The organism is Afifella sp. JA880, assembly GCF_025379905.1.
Classification (GTDB): domain Bacteria; phylum Pseudomonadota; class Alphaproteobacteria; order Rhizobiales; family Afifellaceae; genus Afifella; species Afifella aestuarii.
The window spans coordinates 1,434,165-1,454,826 of record NZ_JAOANH010000001.1; the positions used below are offsets into that span (position 1 = coordinate 1,434,165).

20 protein-coding genes are annotated in these 20,662 nt (G+C 63.9%); 9 read left to right on the forward strand and 11 right to left on the reverse strand.

Annotated features, from left to right (window positions below):
* Positions 1-32: 32 nt before the first annotated feature.
* Positions 33-1,334, reverse strand: a complete 1,302-nt coding sequence (locus NYQ83_RS06760) for a PA0069 family radical SAM protein (protein WP_261213498.1) — start codon at positions 1,332-1,334, stop codon at positions 33-35.
* Positions 1,335-1,456: 122 nt separating this feature from the next.
* On the opposite strand from NYQ83_RS06760, the gene NYQ83_RS06765 reads away from it, so the two are divergent.
* Positions 1,457-1,948, forward strand: a complete 492-nt coding sequence (locus tag NYQ83_RS06765; RefSeq protein ID WP_261213499.1) for a glycosyl transferase — start codon at positions 1,457-1,459, stop codon at positions 1,946-1,948.
* A gap of 6 nt (positions 1,949-1,954) precedes the next feature.
* On the opposite strand, the gene moaB is transcribed toward NYQ83_RS06765, so the two are convergent.
* The 3 genes from moaB to NYQ83_RS06780 form a co-directional block, all read right to left on the reverse strand.
* Positions 1,955-2,497 (reverse strand): molybdenum cofactor biosynthesis protein B, encoded by a 543-nt coding sequence (gene moaB / locus NYQ83_RS06770; protein ID WP_261213500.1) that lies wholly within the window; start codon positions 2,495-2,497, stop codon positions 1,955-1,957.
* A gap of 126 nt (positions 2,498-2,623) precedes the next feature.
* The gene (locus tag NYQ83_RS06775; RefSeq protein WP_261213501.1) at positions 2,624-3,991 is read right to left on the reverse strand and encodes an MFS transporter; all 1,368 of its coding nucleotides are present in this window, start codon (positions 3,989-3,991) and stop codon (positions 2,624-2,626) included.
* Positions 3,992-4,087: 96 nt separating this feature from the next.
* Positions 4,088-5,002, reverse strand: a complete 915-nt coding sequence (locus NYQ83_RS06780) for a uracil-DNA glycosylase family protein (protein WP_261213502.1) — start codon at positions 5,000-5,002, stop codon at positions 4,088-4,090.
* Positions 5,003-5,191: 189 nt separating this feature from the next.
* Between NYQ83_RS06780 and NYQ83_RS06785 the strand changes: the two genes are divergently transcribed.
* Positions 5,192-6,856: an electron transfer flavoprotein-ubiquinone oxidoreductase gene (locus NYQ83_RS06785; RefSeq protein ID WP_261213504.1), complete on the forward strand. Its 1,665-nt coding sequence runs from the start codon at positions 5,192-5,194 to the stop codon at positions 6,854-6,856.
* 102 nt (positions 6,857-6,958) lie between these two features.
* Positions 6,959-7,555: a GNAT family N-acetyltransferase gene (locus tag NYQ83_RS06790; RefSeq protein WP_261213506.1), complete on the forward strand. Its 597-nt coding sequence runs from the start codon at positions 6,959-6,961 to the stop codon at positions 7,553-7,555.
* Between the two features lie 3 nt (positions 7,556-7,558).
* Here NYQ83_RS06790 and NYQ83_RS06795 read toward each other — a convergent pair whose 3' ends face one another.
* From NYQ83_RS06795 to NYQ83_RS06815, 5 genes are all read right to left on the reverse strand, one after another.
* On the reverse strand, positions 7,559-8,149 hold the full coding sequence (locus tag NYQ83_RS06795; RefSeq protein ID WP_261213507.1) for a Uma2 family endonuclease: 591 nt from the start codon (positions 8,147-8,149) through the stop codon (positions 7,559-7,561).
* Positions 8,150-8,156: 7 nt separating this feature from the next.
* Positions 8,157-8,345, reverse strand: coding sequence for a hypothetical protein (locus NYQ83_RS06800; RefSeq protein ID WP_092809203.1), 189 nt, complete (start codon positions 8,343-8,345; stop codon positions 8,157-8,159).
* 4 nt (positions 8,346-8,349) lie between these two features.
* Positions 8,350-9,192 carry a S49 family peptidase gene (locus tag NYQ83_RS06805; protein WP_128292418.1) on the reverse strand — a complete coding sequence of 281 codons (843 nt, stop codon included), beginning with the start codon at positions 9,190-9,192 and terminating at the stop codon, positions 8,350-8,352.
* A gap of 91 nt (positions 9,193-9,283) precedes the next feature.
* Positions 9,284-10,054, reverse strand: a complete 771-nt coding sequence (locus tag NYQ83_RS06810; RefSeq protein ID WP_261213510.1) for a tRNA1(Val) (adenine(37)-N6)-methyltransferase — start codon at positions 10,052-10,054, stop codon at positions 9,284-9,286.
* A gap of 3 nt (positions 10,055-10,057) precedes the next feature.
* Positions 10,058-10,294 (reverse strand): DUF2007 domain-containing protein, encoded by a 237-nt coding sequence (locus tag NYQ83_RS06815; RefSeq protein WP_128292416.1) that lies wholly within the window; start codon positions 10,292-10,294, stop codon positions 10,058-10,060.
* Between the two features lie 157 nt (positions 10,295-10,451).
* Here NYQ83_RS06815 and NYQ83_RS06820 point away from each other — a divergent pair, with 157 nt between their 5' ends.
* The 6 genes from NYQ83_RS06820 (at position 10,452) to glyS (ending at position 18,111) form a co-directional block, all read left to right on the forward strand.
* Positions 10,452-11,468 (forward strand): polyprenyl synthetase family protein, encoded by a 1,017-nt coding sequence (locus NYQ83_RS06820; protein ID WP_128292415.1) that lies wholly within the window; start codon positions 10,452-10,454, stop codon positions 11,466-11,468.
* 124 nt (positions 11,469-11,592) lie between these two features.
* Positions 11,593-13,413 carry a tetratricopeptide repeat protein gene (locus NYQ83_RS06825; RefSeq protein ID WP_164879638.1) on the forward strand — a complete coding sequence of 607 codons (1,821 nt, stop codon included), beginning with the start codon at positions 11,593-11,595 and terminating at the stop codon, positions 13,411-13,413.
* 155 nt (positions 13,414-13,568) lie between these two features.
* Positions 13,569-14,441: a 4-(cytidine 5'-diphospho)-2-C-methyl-D-erythritol kinase gene (locus NYQ83_RS06830; protein ID WP_261213518.1), complete on the forward strand. Its 873-nt coding sequence runs from the start codon at positions 13,569-13,571 to the stop codon at positions 14,439-14,441.
* Between the two features lie 123 nt (positions 14,442-14,564).
* Positions 14,565-15,503 (forward strand): glycine--tRNA ligase subunit alpha, encoded by a 939-nt coding sequence (locus NYQ83_RS06835; protein WP_092809197.1) that lies wholly within the window; start codon positions 14,565-14,567, stop codon positions 15,501-15,503.
* 1 nt (position 15,504) lies between these two features.
* Positions 15,505-15,984: a hypothetical protein gene (locus NYQ83_RS06840; RefSeq protein WP_261213521.1), complete on the forward strand. Its 480-nt coding sequence runs from the start codon at positions 15,505-15,507 to the stop codon at positions 15,982-15,984.
* Positions 15,985-15,993: 9 nt separating this feature from the next.
* Positions 15,994-18,111: a glycine--tRNA ligase subunit beta gene (gene glyS / locus NYQ83_RS06845; protein ID WP_261213523.1), complete on the forward strand. Its 2,118-nt coding sequence runs from the start codon at positions 15,994-15,996 to the stop codon at positions 18,109-18,111.
* 141 nt (positions 18,112-18,252) lie between these two features.
* Here glyS and NYQ83_RS06850 read toward each other — a convergent pair whose 3' ends face one another.
* Together NYQ83_RS06850 and NYQ83_RS06855 are read right to left on the reverse strand one after the other, a co-directional pair.
* Entirely contained in the window at positions 18,253-18,717 is a 465-nt protein-coding gene (locus tag NYQ83_RS06850) for a contact-dependent growth inhibition system immunity protein (protein WP_261213525.1), read from the reverse strand.
* Between the two features lie 85 nt (positions 18,718-18,802).
* Positions 18,803-20,413 (reverse strand): phage minor head protein, encoded by a 1,611-nt coding sequence (locus NYQ83_RS06855; protein ID WP_261213526.1) that lies wholly within the window; start codon positions 20,411-20,413, stop codon positions 18,803-18,805.
* Positions 20,414-20,662: the final 249 nt, after the last annotated feature.

The window sequence follows — 20,662 nt, forward strand, 5'->3', positions numbered from 1 at the left end:
AGGCTTCTTTGAGCCCTCGGCAGCGGTGACGCCTAGAAGAGCTTCAACTGACCGCCGACCGGCACCGGCGGAGAGAACAGATCCGTGCGCATATCGTAGCGCCGCTCGTTCAACCGCAGGCGCTTTGCCGCCAGTTCGAAGCGGCGACCGATCTGCCAGGCGTAAGGCCCCCTGCCCCGCTGGCGCTCATGCCAGGCCGAATCATAGTCCTTGCCGCCCCGCATGGAGCGCATCAGCGACAGAACATGCTCGGCTCGGTCCGGGAAATTCTCTTTGAGCCATTCCTTGAAGATCGGCGCCACTTCGAGCGGCAGCCGCAACAACACATATCCGGCTGAGGTGGCGCCTGCCGCCGCGCCTGCTTCGAGAAGGCGCTCGATCTCATTGTCGTTGATGGCCGGCACGATCGGCGCCGTCATGATCGAGACAGGAATGCCAGCTTCGCTCAGGCCTGAAATTGCTTCAAGGCGTTTCGCCGGCGTCGAAGCCCGCGGCTCCATCAAGCGCGACAGCTTATGGTCAAGGCTCGTCACGGAGAGGCCGACTTTGACGAGCCCCTTCCCCGCCATCGGCGCGAGGATATCGAGATCGCGCAGAACGAGCGCCGATTTGGTGACGATGCCGACCGGATGATTGGCGGCCGAAAGCACTTCGAGCACATCGCGCATGATCCGGTACTGGCGCTCGACCGGCTGGTAAGGGTCGGTGTTGGTGCCGATCGCAATCGGACGCACCTCGTAGCCCGGCGCGGCGAGTTCTTTCTCCAGAAGCTTCGCCGCATCCGGTTTGGCGAAGAGCCGCGTCTCGAAGTCGAGCCCCGGCGACAGGCCCATATACGCGTGCGTCGGCCGGGCGAAACAATAGGCGCAGCCGTGCTCGCAGCCGCGATAGGGATTGATGGACCGGTCGAAGGAAATGTCGGGTGAGGCATTGCGCGTGATGATCTTGCGCGGCCGCTCGATCGTCACCTCCGTGCGCAGACGGGGCAGCTCGTCGAGGCTGTCCCAGCCATCATCGACGATCTGCCGCGTCTGTTTTTCGTAACGGCCCGTCTCGTTGGAGACGGCCCCGCGGCCGCGCCGCACAAGCGGCCGCAGCGCAGTAGAGATCTGTTCGGTCCCCCCGCCTTCCCACCCATCTTTGGAGGCCGAGTTTGCCTGGCCGAGCGCCACCCAGGTCGCATCGCGTTCTGCGCGAAACCGTGACGACGCAGAGGACGCGGCGTTCCGCTTTGCGGCTGCTGCGGAACCGCCCCTTGGGGTGTGGGGTGTGGGCGGGGTGAAGGTGGCGCTCGGCTCAGGCATGGTGAGGATATAGCGCGAACAAAGGAACATTACAAGAACAAAGGTGACTTTATTCCTAGGCGAAACGAGGAAGCCGGGGATTGGACGATCCGCCTTAACGAAACAGTTACCTTTCTGTTGGGTTAAGAGCCGGATTTCGCTAGCAAACCAGCATGATCACCGTGCTCCTTTCCGCGCCCAACGATGCGCAGCATCTGGCGCGCAGCCTCACCGCCCTCGTCCCGGCGGCGGTTGAGGGTCTGGTGCGCGACGCCTATGTCGTCGGCGCGCGCAACGATGAAGAGATCGAAGCGGTGGCGGATGCTGCCGGCGCGGAACTCATAGGCCGCGAAGCCCTCACAGAGGCGATCACCGCGTCGCGTGGCGAGTGGCTTCTCCTGATGGAAGGGGGCGCCCGCCCGCTCGACGGCTGGATGACGGCGGTTCGCGAGTGGATGGAAGAGCCAGGACGCGGGCCCGCAAGCTTCACCCTCGCCGGCAAGCGCAAGACGCTCTTCGGTTTTCTGGAGCGGGAGGAACCGCTTCGCCGCGGCGTGCTCATGCGCAAGGCCGACATGGCGGCGGCCGGCGCGGACGACCTCAAAGCTCTTGCCCGCGGCCAGTCCACCAAACGCCTTTCCGCGCGGATGGCGCCGCCGGCCTGAGAGGCGTCAGCCGCGTTTCAGATGCTCGTCGAGCCGGGGCATGATCTCGACGAAATTGCACGGCCTGTGACGGTAATCGAACTGGCTCTTCAAGATGCCCTCCCAGGCATCGCGGCACGCCCCGGGCGAGCCCGGAAGAACGAAGATGTAGGTCGCATTCGCCACGCCTGCAGTGGCACGCGACTGGATGGTCGAGACGCCGATCTTGTCATAGGAAATGCGGTGGAAGACCGCTGAAAAGCCGTCCATGCGCTTCTCAAACAGGGGCTCCAGCGCCTCCGGCGTGACGTCGCGGCCCGTAAAGCCGGTGCCGCCCGTGGTGATGATCACATCGATCGCATCATCGGCGATCCAGCCCTGAACACGCTTGCGGATGTCCTCAATATCGTCGCGAACGATGTCGCGCCCGCCGAGAACATGTCCGGCGTCGCGAATACGCTCCTCGAGCGTGTTACCGGAACGATCATCGCCAAGGGTGCGCGTATCCGACACCGTCAGCACCGCGATTTTGACGGGAATGAAGGCCCGCTCGTCGCCGCTTTGCGTCATTCCATCTCCCGGGCTCGAAACACAGAGTGAGTCCAGAGAAGGCGCAACGCCTCCCCCGTCAAGAGGGGGCGGAGCTTTGAAATCCTGCGGGCACGCCTCACGCCCCGAGCCCGAGGCGCGGCCTCGTTAGGAGGTCGCGTCCGTCTCTTTCGTCTTTTCCCCGCTCGCCTCGCTCGTCGTCTCCCCGGGCGCGTCGTCGGAGCCATCTCCCTGCGCCACGTCCGCTTCGGACGCCTCCTCAGGTTCGGGCGCCGGCGGCAGCTCTTCGGGATCGGGCTGCAGGACGGCCGTCTGCGGCGTCAGCATGCGCGGGCTCGGCACGGCGGAGAAGGTCTCGCGCTCATGTTGCGGCGGCGGGGCACGGCGCGTCGTGCGGTAGACCGAGAAGACCGCCATCGCGAAATGAGCGACCGCCGTGGTGACGAAGAGCCCTTGCGGCCCGAAGCTTTCCATCGTGCCGGAGGCGACGAGCGGCCCGACCATCGTGCCGATGCCGTAAAGAAGCAGGAGGCCCGAGGACACCTGCACGAAGGAGAGGTCGCTCGCAAAATCGTTCGCATGGGCGACGGCAAGCGAATAAAGCGCGTAGGACGTGCCGCCATAGAGCGCGAAAGCGACGCTGAGCACGATTGGATTATGTGGCGCGAAGACCGCCAGCCCCATTCCGACCAAACCGGAGAGCAGCGCTGCGCCGCCGATCATGTAACGCCGGTCGATGCGGTCGGAGAGCCGCCCCGCCGGCATCTGGATCAGTGCGCCGGCAATGATGGCGATGCTCATCAAGGTGGCGATGTGCGCCGTGCCAAGGCCGATCTGAAAACCGAACAAAGGCCCGAGCGTACCGAAAGCACCGTTCGCCACGCCCACGAGGAGCGTCGCCACGAAGCCGACCGGCGAATTCTGGAAAAGCCGCTTCAGATCGAGCGTGACGCCAGCCAGAGGCTGGGGAACGGCCGCGCGCGAAAGAGACAAAGGCAAGAGCGCCAGGCAGAAGAAGATTGCCCCAACCATGAAAGAGGTGTCATCGGCCGGCTCTCCAGCCGCGACAAGCATCTGCCCGACGACAATCGCCACATAAGTGATCGTCATATAGATGCCGAAAATCGTACCACGGTTCTCGTTGGTGGCGCGCTCGTTCAGCCAGCTTTCGATGATCATGAAGCAGGCCGCGAGCACGAAACCGGAAAAGACGCGCAGAAGAATCCACGACAGCGGCGTCACGATCATCGCGTTCAACAGGATGATGACGGCCGCGGCCGCGGCAGAGGCGGCAAACGCGCGGATATGGCCAACCTGATGGACGATGCGCGGCGCCATGAAACAGCTGGCGACGAAGCCGACTGCCCAGCCCGTCCCGACGAGGCCCAGCGAGAATGTCGAAAAATGCTCCAAGCCGCCGCGGATCGGCAGCAGGATGGAGTGCAAACCGTTCGCAGTGAGCAAGAAGGCCACGCTCAATAAGAGCGCAGCGATAGGAAGAAGTTGCCTGGCCATGATGGACGCCGAATTGCCGCGAGCCGCCGGTAACCCTGTGCGTCGCCAACGGTCAAGCCCTCCCGTGTTCACGCTTTGCGACAGCTTGTCAGCGGATCAGTTTTGAGACTCTTCGAGGGCGGCTTTCAAAGTCAACAAATCGCGCCAGACGAGCTTTTTCTGCAGCGGATTGCGCAAGAGATAGGCCGGGTGAAACGTCGCCATGGCACGGACTTGGCGGGCCCCCGTGTCGAAATCGATCCAACGACCGCGCAGTCGCGTGATGCCCGTCGTGGTGTCGAGCATTTCCTTGGCGGCGGCATTGCCGAGAAGGATCAAGAAATCGGGATCGGCGAGACGGATCTGCTGCTGAATGAAGGGCCGGCAGATCGCCCTCTCCATCGGCGAGGGATCGCGGTTGCCGGGCGGCCGCCACGGAATCGTGTTGGCGATATAGACGCCGCTGCGATCGAGCCCGATTGCCGCCAGCATTCGGTCGAGGAGGCGCCCTGAACGCCCGACGAAGGGCAGGCCCTGCAGATCCTCGTCGCGGCCAGGCGCTTCGCCGACCAGCATCACCCGACCTTCAGGGTTGCCATCGGCGAATACGAGCTGCGTTGCCGTCCGCTTCAGATTGCACCCATCGAAGCCCGCCAGAATTTCGCGCAGTTCCTCGAGTGATGCCGCACTGCGGGCGGCTTCACGGGCGGCCATCACCGCCTCTTCCGAAGGAAGGGCCGCTGGGGCGACGGGCGGCGGCGCTGCCGGCGGCTGCGAGCGCGCTTCGCTCCGGCGCGGCCTCTCGGCAGGGGCCCGCGCCCCGTCATCACGGTGTTGCGCCCCGGCGGGTCTGCCCTGTTGCTGCGCGGGCGCCTGGCGGGCCGCCATCTCGCGGGCGGCCATCCTCTCGCGCGTCTTCTCGAAACGATCGACGCCCGCCTCTTCCACGGCACAATCGACGCCGTTCTCAAGATAGAAGCGCAAAAGCTCCTTGAGGGGGGCGAGAGGGATATCTGGCGAAAGCGGGCTCACCAGACCTTTCTGCCATCATGCGCGCCGGGGCGGAAGAGGAGGCTTGCCCGCAACGCGTCAACCCGCCACGCTCAAAGCTCGCAGAAGTGCCGCTTGCGCCATGGACAGACGAGACGAAGCGGGTTTGCATTGAATTTGAGCGGGACGACGTTTTATCCCTTAGGCCCCCACTCTCATCTGGAGAAAAGAATGGAAGCCGCCGAGACGCCCGAACGTGAGAGCATGGAATACGACGTTGTCATCGTCGGAGCTGGACCGGCAGGACTTGCAGCGGCCATCCGCCTGAAGGAACTCGACGAGAAAATCTCCGTCGTGGTCTTGGAAAAGGGCTCCGAGGTGGGCGCCCATATTCTTTCCGGCGCGGTCATCGACCCGATCGGCCTCGACAAACTCATCCCCGACTGGCGCGACGATCCGGACCGCCCGCTGACGACGCATGTCACCGAGGACCGCTTTCTCTATCTGACGGAGAAAGGCGCCACGAAGCTGCCGAACATTTTGATGCCGAAGCTCATGAACAACCATGGCAGCTACATCGGCTCACTCGGACGGCTGACCCAATGGCTCGCAGCACGCGCCGAAGGGCTCGGCGTGGAGATTTATCCTGGATTTGCCGCCGCCGAAATTCTGACCGACGACAAGGGCGCCGTCATTGGCGTCGCGACCGGCGACATGGGCATCGGGCGCGACGGCAAGCCGGGCCCCGCCTATCAGCCTGGCATGGCGCTTCTCGGCCGCTACACGCTGATCGGCGAAGGCGCCCGCGGCTCCCTTGCCAAGGAGCTCATTGCCCGCTTCGCGCTCGACGAGGGGCGCGAGCCGGCGAAATTCGGCATCGGACTCAAGGAGCTCTGGGAAGTCGAACCGGACAAGCACAAGCCGGGCCTCATCCAGCATTCCTTCGGCTGGCCGCTCGACAACAAAACGGGCGGCGGCTCTTTCCTGTACCATTTCGGGGAAAACCAGGTGGCGATCGGCTTCGTCGTGCATCTGAACTACGAGAACCCGCATCTGGAGCCTTTTCAGGAGTTCCAGCGCTTCAAGACGCATCCGGCGATCAAGAGCCTCCTGGAGGGCGGACAGCGCGTCAGCTACGGCGCGCGCGCGATCACCGAGGGCGGCATCCAATCCGTGCCGAAGCTCGTCTTCCCGGGCGGCGCACTGATCGGATGCTCGGCGGGCTTCGTCAACGTGCCGCGCATCAAGGGCACGCACAACGCCATGCTATCGGGCATGCTGGCGGCGGAACATGTGGCCGGCGCTCTGGGTGAAGGGCGCAGTCACGACACGGTGGAGAGCTTCGAGGCGAGCTGGCGCGAATCTGAAATCGGTCACGACCTCAAAAAGGTGCGCAATGTGAAGCCGCTCTGGTCACGGTTCGGCACGCGCCTTGGTGTGATGCTCGGCGGCCTCGATATGTGGACCAACTCGCTCTTCGGCTTCTCTTTCTTCGGCACGATGGGCCATGAGAAGCCCGATTATGCCTGCCTGAAGCCTGCCTCCGAATGCCCAAAGATCGACTATCCGAAACCCGACGGCGTCATCACCTTCGACAAGCCCTCGTCGGTGTTTTTGTCGAACACCAACCATGAAGAGGACCAGCCGGTACATCTGCGGCTCGCCGATCCGATGATGCAGAAGGAAAGCGAATGGGCCGTCTTCGCCGGCCCTTCGGCCCGCTACTGCCCGGCCGGGGTCTACGAATGGGTGCAGGAAGACGGGGCTGAACCGCGCTTCGTCATCAACGCGCAGAACTGCGTCCACTGCAAAACCTGCGACATCAAAGATCCGAACCGCAACATCACCTGGGTCCCGCCGCAGGGGGGCGAAGGCCCCATCTATGTCGGCATGTAAGGGGGCATTCTGAGCGAAGAGCCCATCCCGGTTGGCGCATCATGTCCTTAAAGATGCGCTGTGGGGTGGGTTGGACGGCGTAAGAGCGGAGGGGCAATACGGATGGAGCCTCATCACGAAGTATCCGCGATCAGGGCGGCGACCAAGGACGATGCCACGGCAATGGCCGAGCTCGTCAACATGGCCGGAGAGGGACTGCCCGTCTATCTCTGGCGCCGCATGGCAAAGGCGGGCGAGGATGTCTGGGAGATCGGGCGCCAGCGCGCGCGGCGTGAGGAAGGCAGCTTTTCCTATCGCAACACGATCGTGCGCGAGGCCGACGGGAAAGTGGCGGCTGCGCTCATCGGCTATCCTCTCCCCGACACACCGGAAGCATTCGATCCCGCTGACATGCCAGCGATGTTCGTGCCTCTGCAAGAACTCGAAAACCTCGCCCCGGGAACCTGGTACGTGAACGTGCTTGCGACCTATCCAGAGCATCGCGGCAAAGGTTTCGCCCGCGAACTCCTCCAGGTCGCAGATCGTCTCGCGGCGGAAGCCGGAACGAAAGGCCTGTCGATCATCGTCTCAGATGCCAACGTCCGCGCACGCAAACTCTATGAAAGCTGCGGCTATCTCGAAACGGCATCCCGGCAGATGGTGAAGGAGGACTGGGAGAATGCAGGTACGAACTGGGTCCTCCTCGTGAAACGCCTTTGAGCCTCAGCCGACCAGCTTCGTACCACGGTAGATCTCGGCGAGTGTCACATCGAAGCCGAAAGCCGGCAGGCGGAGCCTCTCGTCCAGGGAGGTGAACTCCGTCATCTCCCATTCCGTTTCGCGTGACCACAGCCGCACCCTCACCTCGTCCTGCGCGACGGTGAGGCAATAGAGATTGTCGGGATGGCGCTGATAGAGCTCGATCTTGCGGGCGATCATCTCCGCAGTGTTGGACGGGGAAATCACTTCCGCGGCCAGGAAGAAGATTGTCGCATAACGTCCCGAAACTTCGGCTGTGGGCACGACCACGACATCGGGCTCAGGATTGAAATCGGCAACGCCGGCAATCCGCACTCCCATTTCCTCGAAGGCTTCCCACTCGGGATGGCTCATGGCCAGGGCATCATCCAGAAGCCGCGTCAGGCGTTTGCCGATCTTATGATGCTCGACATCAGGGGGAACCATCATCATGGCGAGGCCATCCACGAGCTGCCAGCGCTCTTCGTCCGGCCGCGTCATGTAGAATTCCAGGAACTGATCGGCTGTCCAGAGGCCCGAGCCGATCCGCTCCGCCGCCTTCGCCGGCGCGTTCATGACGCCCTCACCGCTCCTCGCGCGGACGATAATGGCCGGTCTCCGGATCGCGCACGAGAAGCTCGCCACGGTCGTCGGCCCGCACCTTCTCGGCGGCGCGCACCTCACGATCGACACGCGCCATCTCCCGCTTCAGAACCTTGAACGCGTAATAGCCGCCGGCGGCGATCAATCCGAGAGCGATGAACTGGGGCATCGTTCTAACCTCCGAAACGCTGCCTGAGACTACGCTCTTCGAGCGTATCGAGGAAGCCCTCGCCCGCCGCAGCGGCCAGACCTGCACCGACGCGGCCGGGGCGCATGCCGAAGAAACTCTTCTCCGCGCCGATGAGTTTCAGGCGTACCTTGTCTCCGTACTTCTCGCGCAGCACGTGGCGCATATCACCGAGACGATCCGCAAGCCCCAGCGAGACGGCCGTCTTGCCGGACCAGAAAAGCCCCGAAAAGATCTCGGGATCGTCGGCGAGCACGCTGCCGCGACGCTTCTTGACGAGATCGATGAAGAGCTCGTGCACCTCTTCCTGAATGACTTTGAGGCGGCGCACGTCTTCCGGCTTTTCCGGCTGGAACGGATCGAGGATCACCTTCGATTCCCCCGACGTGTAGACGCGCCGCTCGACGCCGAGCTTGTGGATCGCATCGACAAAGCCGAACCCGGCCGAGACCACGCCGATCGAGCCGACGATCGAGGCCGGGTCGACGATGATCTCGTCGCCGGCACAGGCGATCATGTAGCCGCCGGAGGCGCACACATCCTCCACGAAGATGAACACCCGCTTCTGCTTTTCCTCGGCGAGGGCGCGGATGCGCTTGTAGATCATGTGCGACTGAACCGGCGAGCCGCCTGGCGAATCGATGATGATCGCAACGGCCTCAGCCTTCTTGTTGTCGAAGGCCTTTTTCAACGGCCCCGCCACCGAGGCGAGCGTGAGACCCGGCCGGAAGCGGCTGCCCCGGCCGATCGTGCCCGACATTCTGATGACCGGAACCACGGGCTCAGCCTTGAACACGCCCGGCAGGAGACTGTGCAACCAATTCGCCATCTGTCTTCCAAACTCTCAAATTCATCAAAGATCGTCTCGGCAAGATGGTCATGCCGCGAGAATTTGCCAGATGCCGTGACGCTTCGGCGCTTTAAAGAAGACCGAAATCCGCCTCCCCGCGCAGGATCGCACCGGCCACCTGCGTCCACGCCCCATCGGCTTCATGGAGGACGATGCCGGCGCCGAGCACCAGCGGTGCCTTCCCCTCGAGACGGGCCGAAACCAGCACACGTCCCGCCGCCTCGCCTGCATGGGCATGAAACGGCAGGATTTTCATGCTGCCGAAGCGATGAGCCGCGAGTTCCTTCAAGATAGCGGCAAGCCGGTCGGCCCGATGGACGATGGCGATATCGCCCTTCCGGACGAGCAGAGACGAAGCCGCGGCAATCCAGCGCGGCAGAGGATCCACCTCGGCCTGATGCGCCACCCGGCGGCGCTGGTCGGGCGAGGCGCTGACTTCGCAAGCAGCATAAAACGGCGGGTTCATGAGGACGAGATCGACACGGGCCGGACGGAGTCGCTCACCCAGTTGCGGCTCCGTCACATCGGCCGCCACAAACTTCACACGCTCGGCGAAGCCCCGATTCTGCAGAAGCTGACGCGCCTCCTCGGCCTGGTGGGCCGCGACCTCGTCGCTATCGACGCCGACGACCTCAAGCTCCGCAGCGCGGGCTGCAACCGAGAGCGCCACGGCGCCGGTGCCACAGCCGAACTCGACGCAGAGGCCTTTTCGCTGCGGCGAAACCGCCGCCTGCAACAAGGCTGCGTCCAATCCCGGCCGGTGGCCGCTCGCCGGTTTCACGAGCGCGATCCGCGCCCCCAGAAAGCCGTGCGTCTCGACCGTCCTCTCGTCTGCGCTCATCGCTCAATCGCTGCCGAGGCCCAGGGAAAACTCCTTGTCGAGCCCGGCATCGCGCAGGATCGCCTTCGCTTCGTCGCGACGCGAGGCATCGACCAGAACGCGTCGCGGCAATATGCCGAGCGAGCCTTCCATGATGCTCATATTGGCGTCGACGACGGAGTAACGTATGTCGGCATCTCGCAAAAGCGCCTCCACAAAAGAGATCAGCGCGAGGTCGTTGGTGCGGATAAGCTCTTCCATCCAGTCACGCTCCGGTCATATAGGGGCGGGTCATCAGGGGGCATGTGTAAAAGGGGGCAGTTGCCTGGATTCCGTCAGCCTTGTAGGGCGCGTGCAATCTGTCCCTTTGCGCGGCGGCTTATCCGTTCTACCCTTTGAAACAGCAAGGAGTTGTCAATTGGGCGTTATCCTCTCGCTCGGAGAGCGGAAAGCAGGCACGGCTTCGCTTGAACCGCTTGTGGAATGCACGCAAGACGGCATGGATGCGGTCAATCGCCTGATCCTAGAGCGGACCGGATCGCAAGTCACGCTGATACCGGAGGTGGCGCGCTATCTGGTCGATTCGGGCGGCAAGCGCATGCGGCCGATGCTGACCGTCGCCTGCGCGCGGGCGCTCGGCTATGAGGGCGAGGGCCATGTCCGCCTCGCCGCCGCCGTCGAATTCATGCACACGGCGACGCTTTTCCACGACGACGTCGTCGACGAAAGCAACACCCGCCGCGGCAAGCGCACGGCGCGTCTTCTGTGGGGCAACAAGGAAACCGTTCTCGTCGGCGATTTCTTGCTCGGCCAGGCCTTCAAGATGATGGTCGACGTTGGATCGCTAGACGCGTTGCGCGTCCTCTCGGAGGCTTCCGCCACGATCGCCGAAGGCGAAGTGATGCAGCTCGGCACGGCCAAGAACACGGAAACGACGGAAGACGAGTATCTTGAGGTGATCCGCGGCAAGACGGCGGCCCTCTTCCAGGCTGCGGCCGAAGTCGGGCCGATCGTCGCCGGCGCCGACCGCGCCACCCGCGCTGCCTTCCGTTCGTTCGGCGCCAATCTCGGCATCGCCTTCCAGCTCATCGACGACGCGCTCGATTACGGCGGCGCCACACCGGCGCTCGGCAAAAATGTCGGCGACGATTTCCGTGAGGGTAAGCTCACTCTCCCGGTCGTGCTCGCCTATCGCCGTGGCTCGCCGGAGGATCGCGAATTCTGGCGCCGCACCCTCGTGGAAGGCCAGACCGACGACGAAGCTTTGGCAGGCGCCATGTCGCGTCTCGCCGAGACCTCGGCGCTCGCCGACACGGTCGATCGCGCCAAACATTACGGCGCCATGGCCCGCGACGCTCTCGCCCCGGCCCCAGAGAGCCCGGAAAAGGCGGCTCTCCTGGAAGCAGTTGAATTTTGCGTGGCGCGCGTTCATTGAGTCCTGGACTGGGAATTCTGCGAGTGCGGGGGCAAGGCAGGGTACCGGCAAGCCTGCCGGTGCCTATTTAATGGGGCCGGCGATAGCCAATTGTTTGACCGTGGACCCCAACTGGAGATCCCGCATGACATCTTTCCGGACCGTGCCAGCTTTGCGGCCTTTCGTTGCGGCCTGTCTGCTGGCCGCGGCCTTCGCGACCCCCGCCATGGCAGCGGCCAAGAGCGACGACGATCCGGTCGAGCTCACGAGCCTTGCCGGGATATTTCTCGCCGCGCGGGTGGCTGACGAAACCAAGGACGTCACGCATGGCGCGGAGTTCTACCAGCAGGCCTATGAAGCGGATCCGAACAACGCGGCCTGGCTGGAGCGCGCCGTCGTCCTGACCACCGCGGGGGGCGATCTGAAGACGGCACTGCCTATGGCGAAAATCCTCGTCAAGAAAGCGCCCGACAGTCAGATCGCGAGCTTCATCGTCACCGCGGATCTTCTCAAGCAGAAAAAGTTCGCAGCCTCGATCAAGACGCTTCAGGGCAACGATCAGGGCGCGCTCGCTGCATTGACGGCGACACTCCTGAAAGCCTGGGCATTGACGGGCCAAGGCAAAACGGATGAGGCGATCGCCCTCGTCGACAGTCTGGAAGGCGAAAGCTGGTACGAGCCGTTCAAGCTCATCCATGCCGGCCTGATGGCCGACGTCGCCGGCAACACCGAAGATGCCCTTGCCCGTTTTGCGAAGGCCTACGAGCAGGACGGCAATTCCGTTCGCGTCGTGGAAGCCTATGCACGCGAACTGGCGCGCGCCGGCGATAAGGACAAAGCCAAAGAGATCCTGCAAGAGTATCTCGACCGCGCCCCGCGCAACCCGCTCGCCATCGACACGATGGCCGACATCGAATCCGGCAAGCCCGTCACGCAGGCGGTGAACACGCCCGTCGAGGGTGCGGCTGAAGCTTTCTCCGGCCTTGGGACCGCTCTCGGCCAGGAGGGCGGCTTCGAACTTTCAGCCGTCTATCTGCGTCTCGCCCTCTACATCGATCCCGACAGCGGCGGCGGTCTCGCAGCCCTGTCTCTCGGCGATATCCTGGACAGCAACGGTCTCGGCGATCAGGCAATCCAAGTGCTGGAGCAGATCCCGGCGCAATCGCCTTTCCGCCCGGTCGGCATTCTGCGAGCCGCAGTCGTTCTCGCGCAGCAGGATCGGATCGACGAAGCGAAGAAGGCGTTTGAGGAAGCGATCCGGAAAAATCCGGACGATCTCGCCGCCTACATCGCCTACGGCAACATGCAGCGCGCGAAAGAAAAATACGAAGAAGCCGCCGACATCTACAGCCGCGCGATCGAGCATCTGGACGAGCCGGCTCGGGGCAACTGGACCCTGTTTTATTTCCGGGGCGTCGCCTATGAGCGGGCGAAGCAATGGGCGAAGGCGGAAGCGGACTTCAAGGAAGCCCTCGAACTGTTTCCGGACCAGCCGCTTGTTCTCAATTACCTCGGCTATTCCTGGGTCGATCAGGGCGTGCATCTCGACGAAGCCCTCGGCATGATCCAGAAGGCCGTCGATCTCCGGCCCAATGATGGTTTCATCGTCGATAGTCTCGGCTGGGCCTATTACAGGCTCGGGCGCTACGAAGACGCCGTCGAGGAATTGGAACGCGCCGTTTCCCTGGAGACCGCGGATCCCGTGATCAACGACCATCTGGGCGACGCCTACTGGAAAGTCGGTCGCAAGCTCGAAGCGCAGTTTCAGTGGCGCCATGCGCGCGACCTTGGCGCCAAACTCCCCGAGCTTGAGGTGATCAACCGCAAGATCGCTGCCGAGCGCCTGGTGGAAAGCGCCCCGCGCATCACGCCGACACCCGAGGCGGAACAGGATTCGAGCCGGACAAAAGCAGCGAAGCCGATCTCCTTCAGCGGTCCTGCCGATCAGGCGTCGGGAGCGCGCTGAGAGTTTCGTCTGGACCGGAGGGGTCTCTTGCCGACGCTTTGCCGTAAGGCGAGAGCCCTGCCTCTTTCATCGGTTCGGACGGTGAAGGGTCGCGCTCTTCTGCCTCACGAGCGGTGCTGGAGCAGTCCCCAATCGGCTGCTACATCTGAGAAGCTTTGAACGAAAACCTCCCTCCCGCCCTCGTGCGCACGGCACCTGCCAAGATCAATCTTGCTCTCCATGTGACCGGAAAGCGGGACGACGGCTATCATCTCCTCGATACGCTCGCCGTCTTTGCCGATCTTGGCGACGCGTTGAGCTTCGCCCCGGCCGAAGACTTCACGCTCGAGGTGAGCGGCAGGTTTGCGGAGATCGTCCCGGATGGAGCGGACAATCTCATCTTGCGCGCCGCCGAAGCGCTGAGGCAGGCCTCAGGCGCCAGGGCGGGCGCGCAGATTGCCGTCACCAAAGAGATCCCCGCCGGCGCCGGGCTCGGTGGCGGTTCCTCCGATGCCTCGACCACGCTTCTGGCTCTCGCGGAGCTTTGGGGTGTCGGGATGTCGATGGACGAACTCTTGGCGCTCGGGGCGACGCTTGGTGCCGATGTCCCGATGGGGCTTTTCGGCAGAGCTCTGCGGGCGCGCGGAATCGGCGAAGAAATTACGCTTCTGCCTTCCCTGCCCGCTCTGCCGCTCGTGCTCGTCTGGCCGGCGCGGGTGGTTTCGACCGGCAAGGTGTTTCAGACGCTCGGTCAGCCGCCCGGACACACTCTCCCAGAAGTGCCGGCCAACCTGGACGATGCGCGCGCGGTCGCAGATTTCCTGAAGACCACGACAAACGACCTCGAAGCCCCGGCGATTGCGCTCGAGCCGGCGATCGGAGAGGTTCTAGAGGTTTTGTCGAAAACGCATTGCCACCTTGCCCGCATGTCGGGCTCCGGTTCGGCCTGCTTTGCGATTTACGAGACGCTCGATGCGGCCGGCACCGCGGCCGAGACACTTGCCCGCGCGCATCCGCAATGGTGGGTCCGCGCAACCCTCGCTCGCTGAGAGCAGCACCAACACCCTCCCTCGCCGAAAGGATGCGCTCGAGTGCACCCGGGCGTTTGGTTAGCTTGACCCCTCGCCCTCCGCGTGGCAGGCAACGGCCACTATTTCCAAGAGCTACCGGTGATGAACGAAGCGGTTCCCGCGCATATGAGCCCGACGCGCTCCTTTCAGGGCTTGATCCTGACCTTGCAGCGTTACTGGGCCGACAAAGGCTGTGTCATTCTGCAGCCATACGACATGGAGGTTGGGGCAGGCACCTTCCACCCGGCCACGACCCTGCGATCGCTCGGTCCGCGGCCGTGGAAGGCTGCCTATGTGCAGCCCTCTCGGCGCCCCACCGATGGACGCTACGGCAAAAACCCGAACCGGCTGCAGCATTATTACCAGTACCAGGTGATCCTGAAGCCGTCGCCGCCCGATCTGCAGGCGCTTTACCTCGGCTCACTCGAGGCGATCGGCATCGACGCCTCCGTGCACGACATCCGTTTCGTGGAAGACGATTGGGAAAGCCCGACGCTCGGCGCCTGGGGGCTCGGCTGGGAATGCTGGTGCGACGGCATGGAAGTGTCGCAGTTCACCTATTTTCAGCAGGTGTGCGGCGTCGATTGCGCCCCCGTCTCCGGCGAACTCACCTACGGGCTTGAGCGTCTCGCCATGTATGTGCAGGGCGTCGACAACGTCTACGACCTCAACTTCAACGGCCGCGAAGGCGCGGAGCGGGTCTCCTATGGCGACGTCTTTCTGCAGGCGGAGCAGGAATATTCGCGGCACAATTTCGAGCATGCCGACACCGGCAAGCTTCTGCGTCATTTCCAGGACGCCGAGGGCGAATGCGAAGCGCTGCTTGCGGCCGGGCGGGACGAGGCGGCGCGCAACGGCGGTCCGCACCGGATGGTGCTTCCCGCCTATGACCAGTGCATCAAGGCGAGCCACGTCTTCAATCTTCTCGATGCCCGCGGCGTGATCTCGCCGACGGAGCGGCAGAACTACATCCTGAGGGTCCGCTCCCTCGCCATCGCCTGCGGCGAGGCCTGGCTGATGACCGAGGCCGGAGGCGCCTGAGATGGCTGAAACCGAGACCGAGCCGCAAGAGGCGGGAGTGACCTCGCCGACACGCGTGCCGATGATCTTCTCCTGCGATAGCTGGACGGCGACCTTTCGATTCAACCGCTCCGGTCGCATGGAGAGCGAGGCGGCTTACGCGCTGGGCGAGATCGCCTACCGCATCGGCGACGAACCGCTCGTCAAGCGATCGGCGCGTCTCGCCATCGTCAAGCGCGACGCGAACCAGCGTCTGGAGCTGCGGCTGCGCGACAAGATGAGCCGTCTCGTTGTGCCGCTCGACGATTTCGCCATGCAGCGCATGCTGGAGCGGATGAAGGAATATGTCAGCGGCTACAAAATGATCATGCGTGTCGTCTTCCAGGCGACCGACACGGATCTGCCGCAATATCTGGAAGCCGTCGATTTCAGTTTCTCCTCGCGGCCGCACGACGCCGCTGAGCCCGCCCCGGCGACCCCGGCGGCGGGCGATGACCATTGATCCGATCCCATGCCCGACCTTCTCATCGAACTCTTTTCTGAAGAAATTCCCGCGCGCATGCAGGCGCGTGCCGCCGAAGATCTGAAACGCCTCGTGACCGACGGTCTCGTCGAGGCCGGCCTCACCTATGAGGGCGCCAAGGGTTTCGCCACGCCGCGCCGCCTGGCGCTCACCGTTCACGGTGTCACGGCGCGTTCTGCCGACGTGAAGGAAGAGCGCAAAGGTCCGCGCGTCGGCGCACCGGAAAAGGCGCTCGAAGGCTTCCTGCGCTCTGCCGGTCTCGCCTCGATCGACGACGCGAAGATCGAAAGCGATCCCAAGAAGGGCGATTTCTATGTCGCCGTCATCGAAAAGCCCGGCCGGGCCGCCGAAGAGATCGTGGCGGAGCTTCTGCCGCAGGTGATCCGCAACTTCCCCTGGCCGAAATCGATGCGCTGGGGAGCAGCCTCCGCGCCGAAGGATTCCGCTTTTGCCGCGGCCGACGCGCTCGGCACCGGCTCGCTGCGCTGGGTGAGGCCCCTGCGCTCGATCCTGTGCATGTTCGGCCCGGAGACGGAAGACCCCGAAATCGTCCCCTTCAAGGTCGGCGACATCGAATCCGGCAACGTCACCTACGGCCACCGCTTCATGGCGCCGGATGCCATCCGCGTGCGTCGCTTCGACGATTACGTTCCGAAGCTTGAGGCCGCCAAAGTCGTCCTCGACCCGGAACGGCGCCGCAACATCATCGCCACGGAAGCCAAGAACCTTGCCTTCGCGCAAGGCTTCGAGGTGGTGGAGGATGCCGGGCTCATCGACGAGACGGCGGGGCTTGTCGAATGGCCCGTCGTTTTGATGGGTCGCTTCGACGAGGCCTTTCTGGAGATCCCCGAAGAGGTCATCCGCCTCACCATCCGCCAGAACCAGAAATGTTTCGTGCTGCGCGGAGCGGACGGCGCGCTCACCAACCGCTTCCTGCTCGTCTCCAACATCGAGGCCCGCGACGGCGGCAAGGAGATCATCGCCGGCAACGAGCGCGTCATCGCGGCCCGTCTGTCCGATGCCCGCTTCTTCTACGAGCAGGATCTCGCCACGCCGCTCGGCGAATGGGGGGCAAAACTCGAGGCCGTCACCTTCCACGACAAGCTCGGCACGCAGGCGGAGCGCGTCGCCCGGATCGCGACGCTCGCCGGCGCGCTCGCCCCGGTGGTCGACGCCAAGGCCGAGGAAGCCGAACGCGCTGCAAAGCTCGCCAAAGCGGATCTGCCGACCGGCATGGTCGGCGAATTCCCGGAGCTTCAAGGCGTCATGGGCCGCTATTACGCCAAGGCGCAGGGCGAAGCTGCCAATGTCGCCGATGCGATCCGCGACCATTACAAGCCGCAGGGCCCAGGCGATGCCGTTCCCACTGAACCTGTCGCCATGGCGGTGGCGCTCGCCGACAAGCTCGACACGCTGACCGGCTTCTGGGCGATCGACGAAAAGCCGACCGGCTCGAAGGACCCGTTCGCGCTCCGTCGTGCCGCCCTCGGCGTCATCCGCATCGTGCTTGAAAACGGGCTCAGGCTGCCGCTTCTGCCGCTCTTCTCCAAGCGCCTGGACGAGACGACATCTGCTGATCTCCTCGCCTTCTTCGCGGACCGCCTCAAAGTGCATCTGCGCGACCAGGGCGCCCGCCATGATCTGATCGATGCCGTCTTCGCACTGCCTGGGCAGGACGATCTCCTCATGGTCGTGCGCCGGGTAGAGGCGCTTGCCGGGCTTCTTGCCTCCGACGACGGCCAGAACCTCCTCACCTCCTATCGCCGCGCAGCCAACATTCTGCGCGCGGAGGAGAAGAAGGACGGCAAGAGCTACACGGGCGAGCCAGACCACGCCCTCATTCACGAGAAGGGCGAGGCGGCCGAGCGTGAGCTTCTCGCCGTCATCGAGAATGTGGAGGCGCATGTCGAAAAGCATCTCAAGCTTGAGGATTTCTCATGCGCGATGGCGTCCCTCGCCGAGCTCCGCCCGGCCGTCGATGCCTTCTTCGATCATGTGACCGTCAATGCCGAAGATACGAACCTGCGCGAAAACCGGCTGAAACTCCTCAACCGCATCCGCGAAGCGATGCACGGCGTCGCCGATTTTTCCAAGATCGGCGGCTGAGGGCGCAAGGCAGGACGAGGGAAACGGCGGCGGCCGCAGCGCCGCTGCGAACCGCTCGGTACATCACCAGAAGCGCCCTCGCCCGCCGCAGGAAAGCTTCAACACCACTGCGAGCGGCCGCTCAGGCCGCCCCCGGCCCCCTCACGCATTCCGGCTCACCTCCAGCGCCGCATTAATCGCGGCGCCGAGTTCCTCGTCGGAGACACTTTCGGGGAGGATGGTCGGCTCGACGCCGGGGATGCCTTCCCAATGGCCGTGTCCACGATATCGTTCAGCGTCGATCGTGATCTCGCCGTCTCGCAGCCGCAAGCTAACCGACCCGGCGCCCGCATAAAGGGCACGAAGGCTCCGGACTCCGGCGCGTTTTTTGTCGCGCTCTTCTTCTTCTCTGAGCTCATCGTCTGTGGGGATGCGGATTACACTGTCCCAGTCGGGGTGCTCTGGCGCAACGAAACGACTTGCACGCAGGGCAGACCGCGCTTCGTAACCAAGATCGCTATCGGGCATTCGTGCCGTATGAATCTGGTCGTAGCCGGCCGGGTCAGGGTAGGCTGCACCATAGACCGCATGGGAGTAGATTCTCGTGAAAGCCCGATATGCTTCCACGGTTGCCTGCTTACGAGGCTTCGGTGGCGGAGGCTCAGGCTCCCTATCGCGGGAGAAGCGGGCTCGAAGCTGCGCGACGGCTCGTTCATGGCTCATTGATAAAAGTCACCCTGAGTTGCACGCCATGTTGCTCAGCATATCTCACAGCGCGCCTGATCTGAACAATTTGCTGTCTTGACGTATTCATCGGCACAGCCAGCTCGATCCTTTTTACTTCGATTTCTGAAGATTTCACACTTAGTCCCTTCTTTCGATCGCCATCGAATGATTCCAGACGATCGACATAACGCTGCAGTGCGCGGTATATCTTCTCAGGATCTTCGACGTAGCCAGCTGCCCGCGTATAAAGCGTTTTTGCGCTTGTCGCTGTCCGCTTCACTGGATCGTAAAAATCGATCGTCTTGTAATTCTTGGGCAGCCTATGGCCGAACTGGCCGGTCGCTTCCAGCGCGTCCTCCCAGGGAATTCCCTGCCCCTTGATGCCGCGGCCCCAGACGATGCCCGGATTGTCAATGACGTTGTGACCGACATGGCCAGCGCGGCGGCGAAGGCGAGCGGCTTCCCGCGTGATTGCCTCAGCCAGCGCCTTCGCATCGCCAGCCAGATTGCGCAGGCCCAGGAGCTTGCCGGCACGCAGCGCGAGGAACGGCGGCGGCACGTTGAGAAGGACGAGCGTGTCGACATAGGCGCGCTCGCGATAGGCCGCCTCGACCTCCTCGCGGGTGGCGAGACCCTGGCGGTAGGCGTCCTCGAGAAGACCCGGGCGCTTCTGCAGGGCAAGCAGATAGGCGCCGAGCGCCTTTGCGAGCTCCGGAGCGTCACGAAAGAAGGTCTCTGCCCTGGCACGGGCGGCGTCGCGCACGCCTTCGAGCTCGGCACGCTCAGCATCGGAAAGCTCGCCCCGTGCCTCACGGCGTAGCAGAAAGACCAACCGGCGCGCCGCCGGCACCTCTTCGACGGCTTCGCCGACCGAGCGAACGCTGTCGAGGACGGCATCGCGGACGGCTTCGACGACTCCGGCGACCGCAGCGGCGGCAAGGCTGAGGCGGTAGCGCAGGCCGGTGTCGGGCGGAGCGGCATCATCGGCAATCGGCTCGATGACCGGTTCGGCCCAGCAGCGGCAATTGCAGGCCTCGCCCGGATGACCCTCCTCCGGCGGCTCCTCCCAGAAGAAGACCTTGTCGTCGTTCTCGGCATGTGCGGGCCGGACGCGGGCATCGTCGCGCGAGCGCCAGACATAGCGATCGATGCCCAGGCCATGCTGCTGCACCTCGTTGAGGCGGCCGGCAAAGCGGCGAAACAACGTGTCTTCGACGCGCGCAAGAACGGCCTGACGCCGCTCTGGCTCGCTGCCCAGCCGGCGCTCGGCGGCCTTCTGACGGCGATCCCATTCGGCGAGCGTCTCGTCCTTGAGCCAGCTGACATCCGGCAGGTCGATGCGGCCTGGCGTGCGACGGGCGCCGGGCCGCGTCTCGGCGTAGGCACGCACGAAGGCGGCCCGCAGCATGGCGGCATTGCGGTGAATCTCGGCATTGAGGCGCGCCGCAAAGCGCTGCCGTGCGGCAGCCGGTTCGGCAAAGCTCTTGGTGAGATTCTCCCGACGGACGGAGTGCACAGTCTTGAGCGCCTGGAGCTGCAGCCGGGCTGCGTAGTGGTTCGCCTTGAATTCAGGCAGCGCTCGCTCAACCTGAAGCATAATCCCTCACCGCACTTCATCGACGGCGGGAAGTGTGCGGGAGGTTTGAGAGGCGGGGATAAGAATGGCGGCCTTGGAAATGGCCGCGTCTCAATAGGCAGGAAACGGCGGTTTCTCGCGCCTTTCGGGGATCGCGGCCGCCGAGCCGCGCACTTTGTGCATGACGACGTTGCGTCAACCGTCTTGCACGGCGTTGATTTCGCCCCTATCTGAGTCGCTTCCGGCACTGCCGGTTTTTGTTTGGCCCAT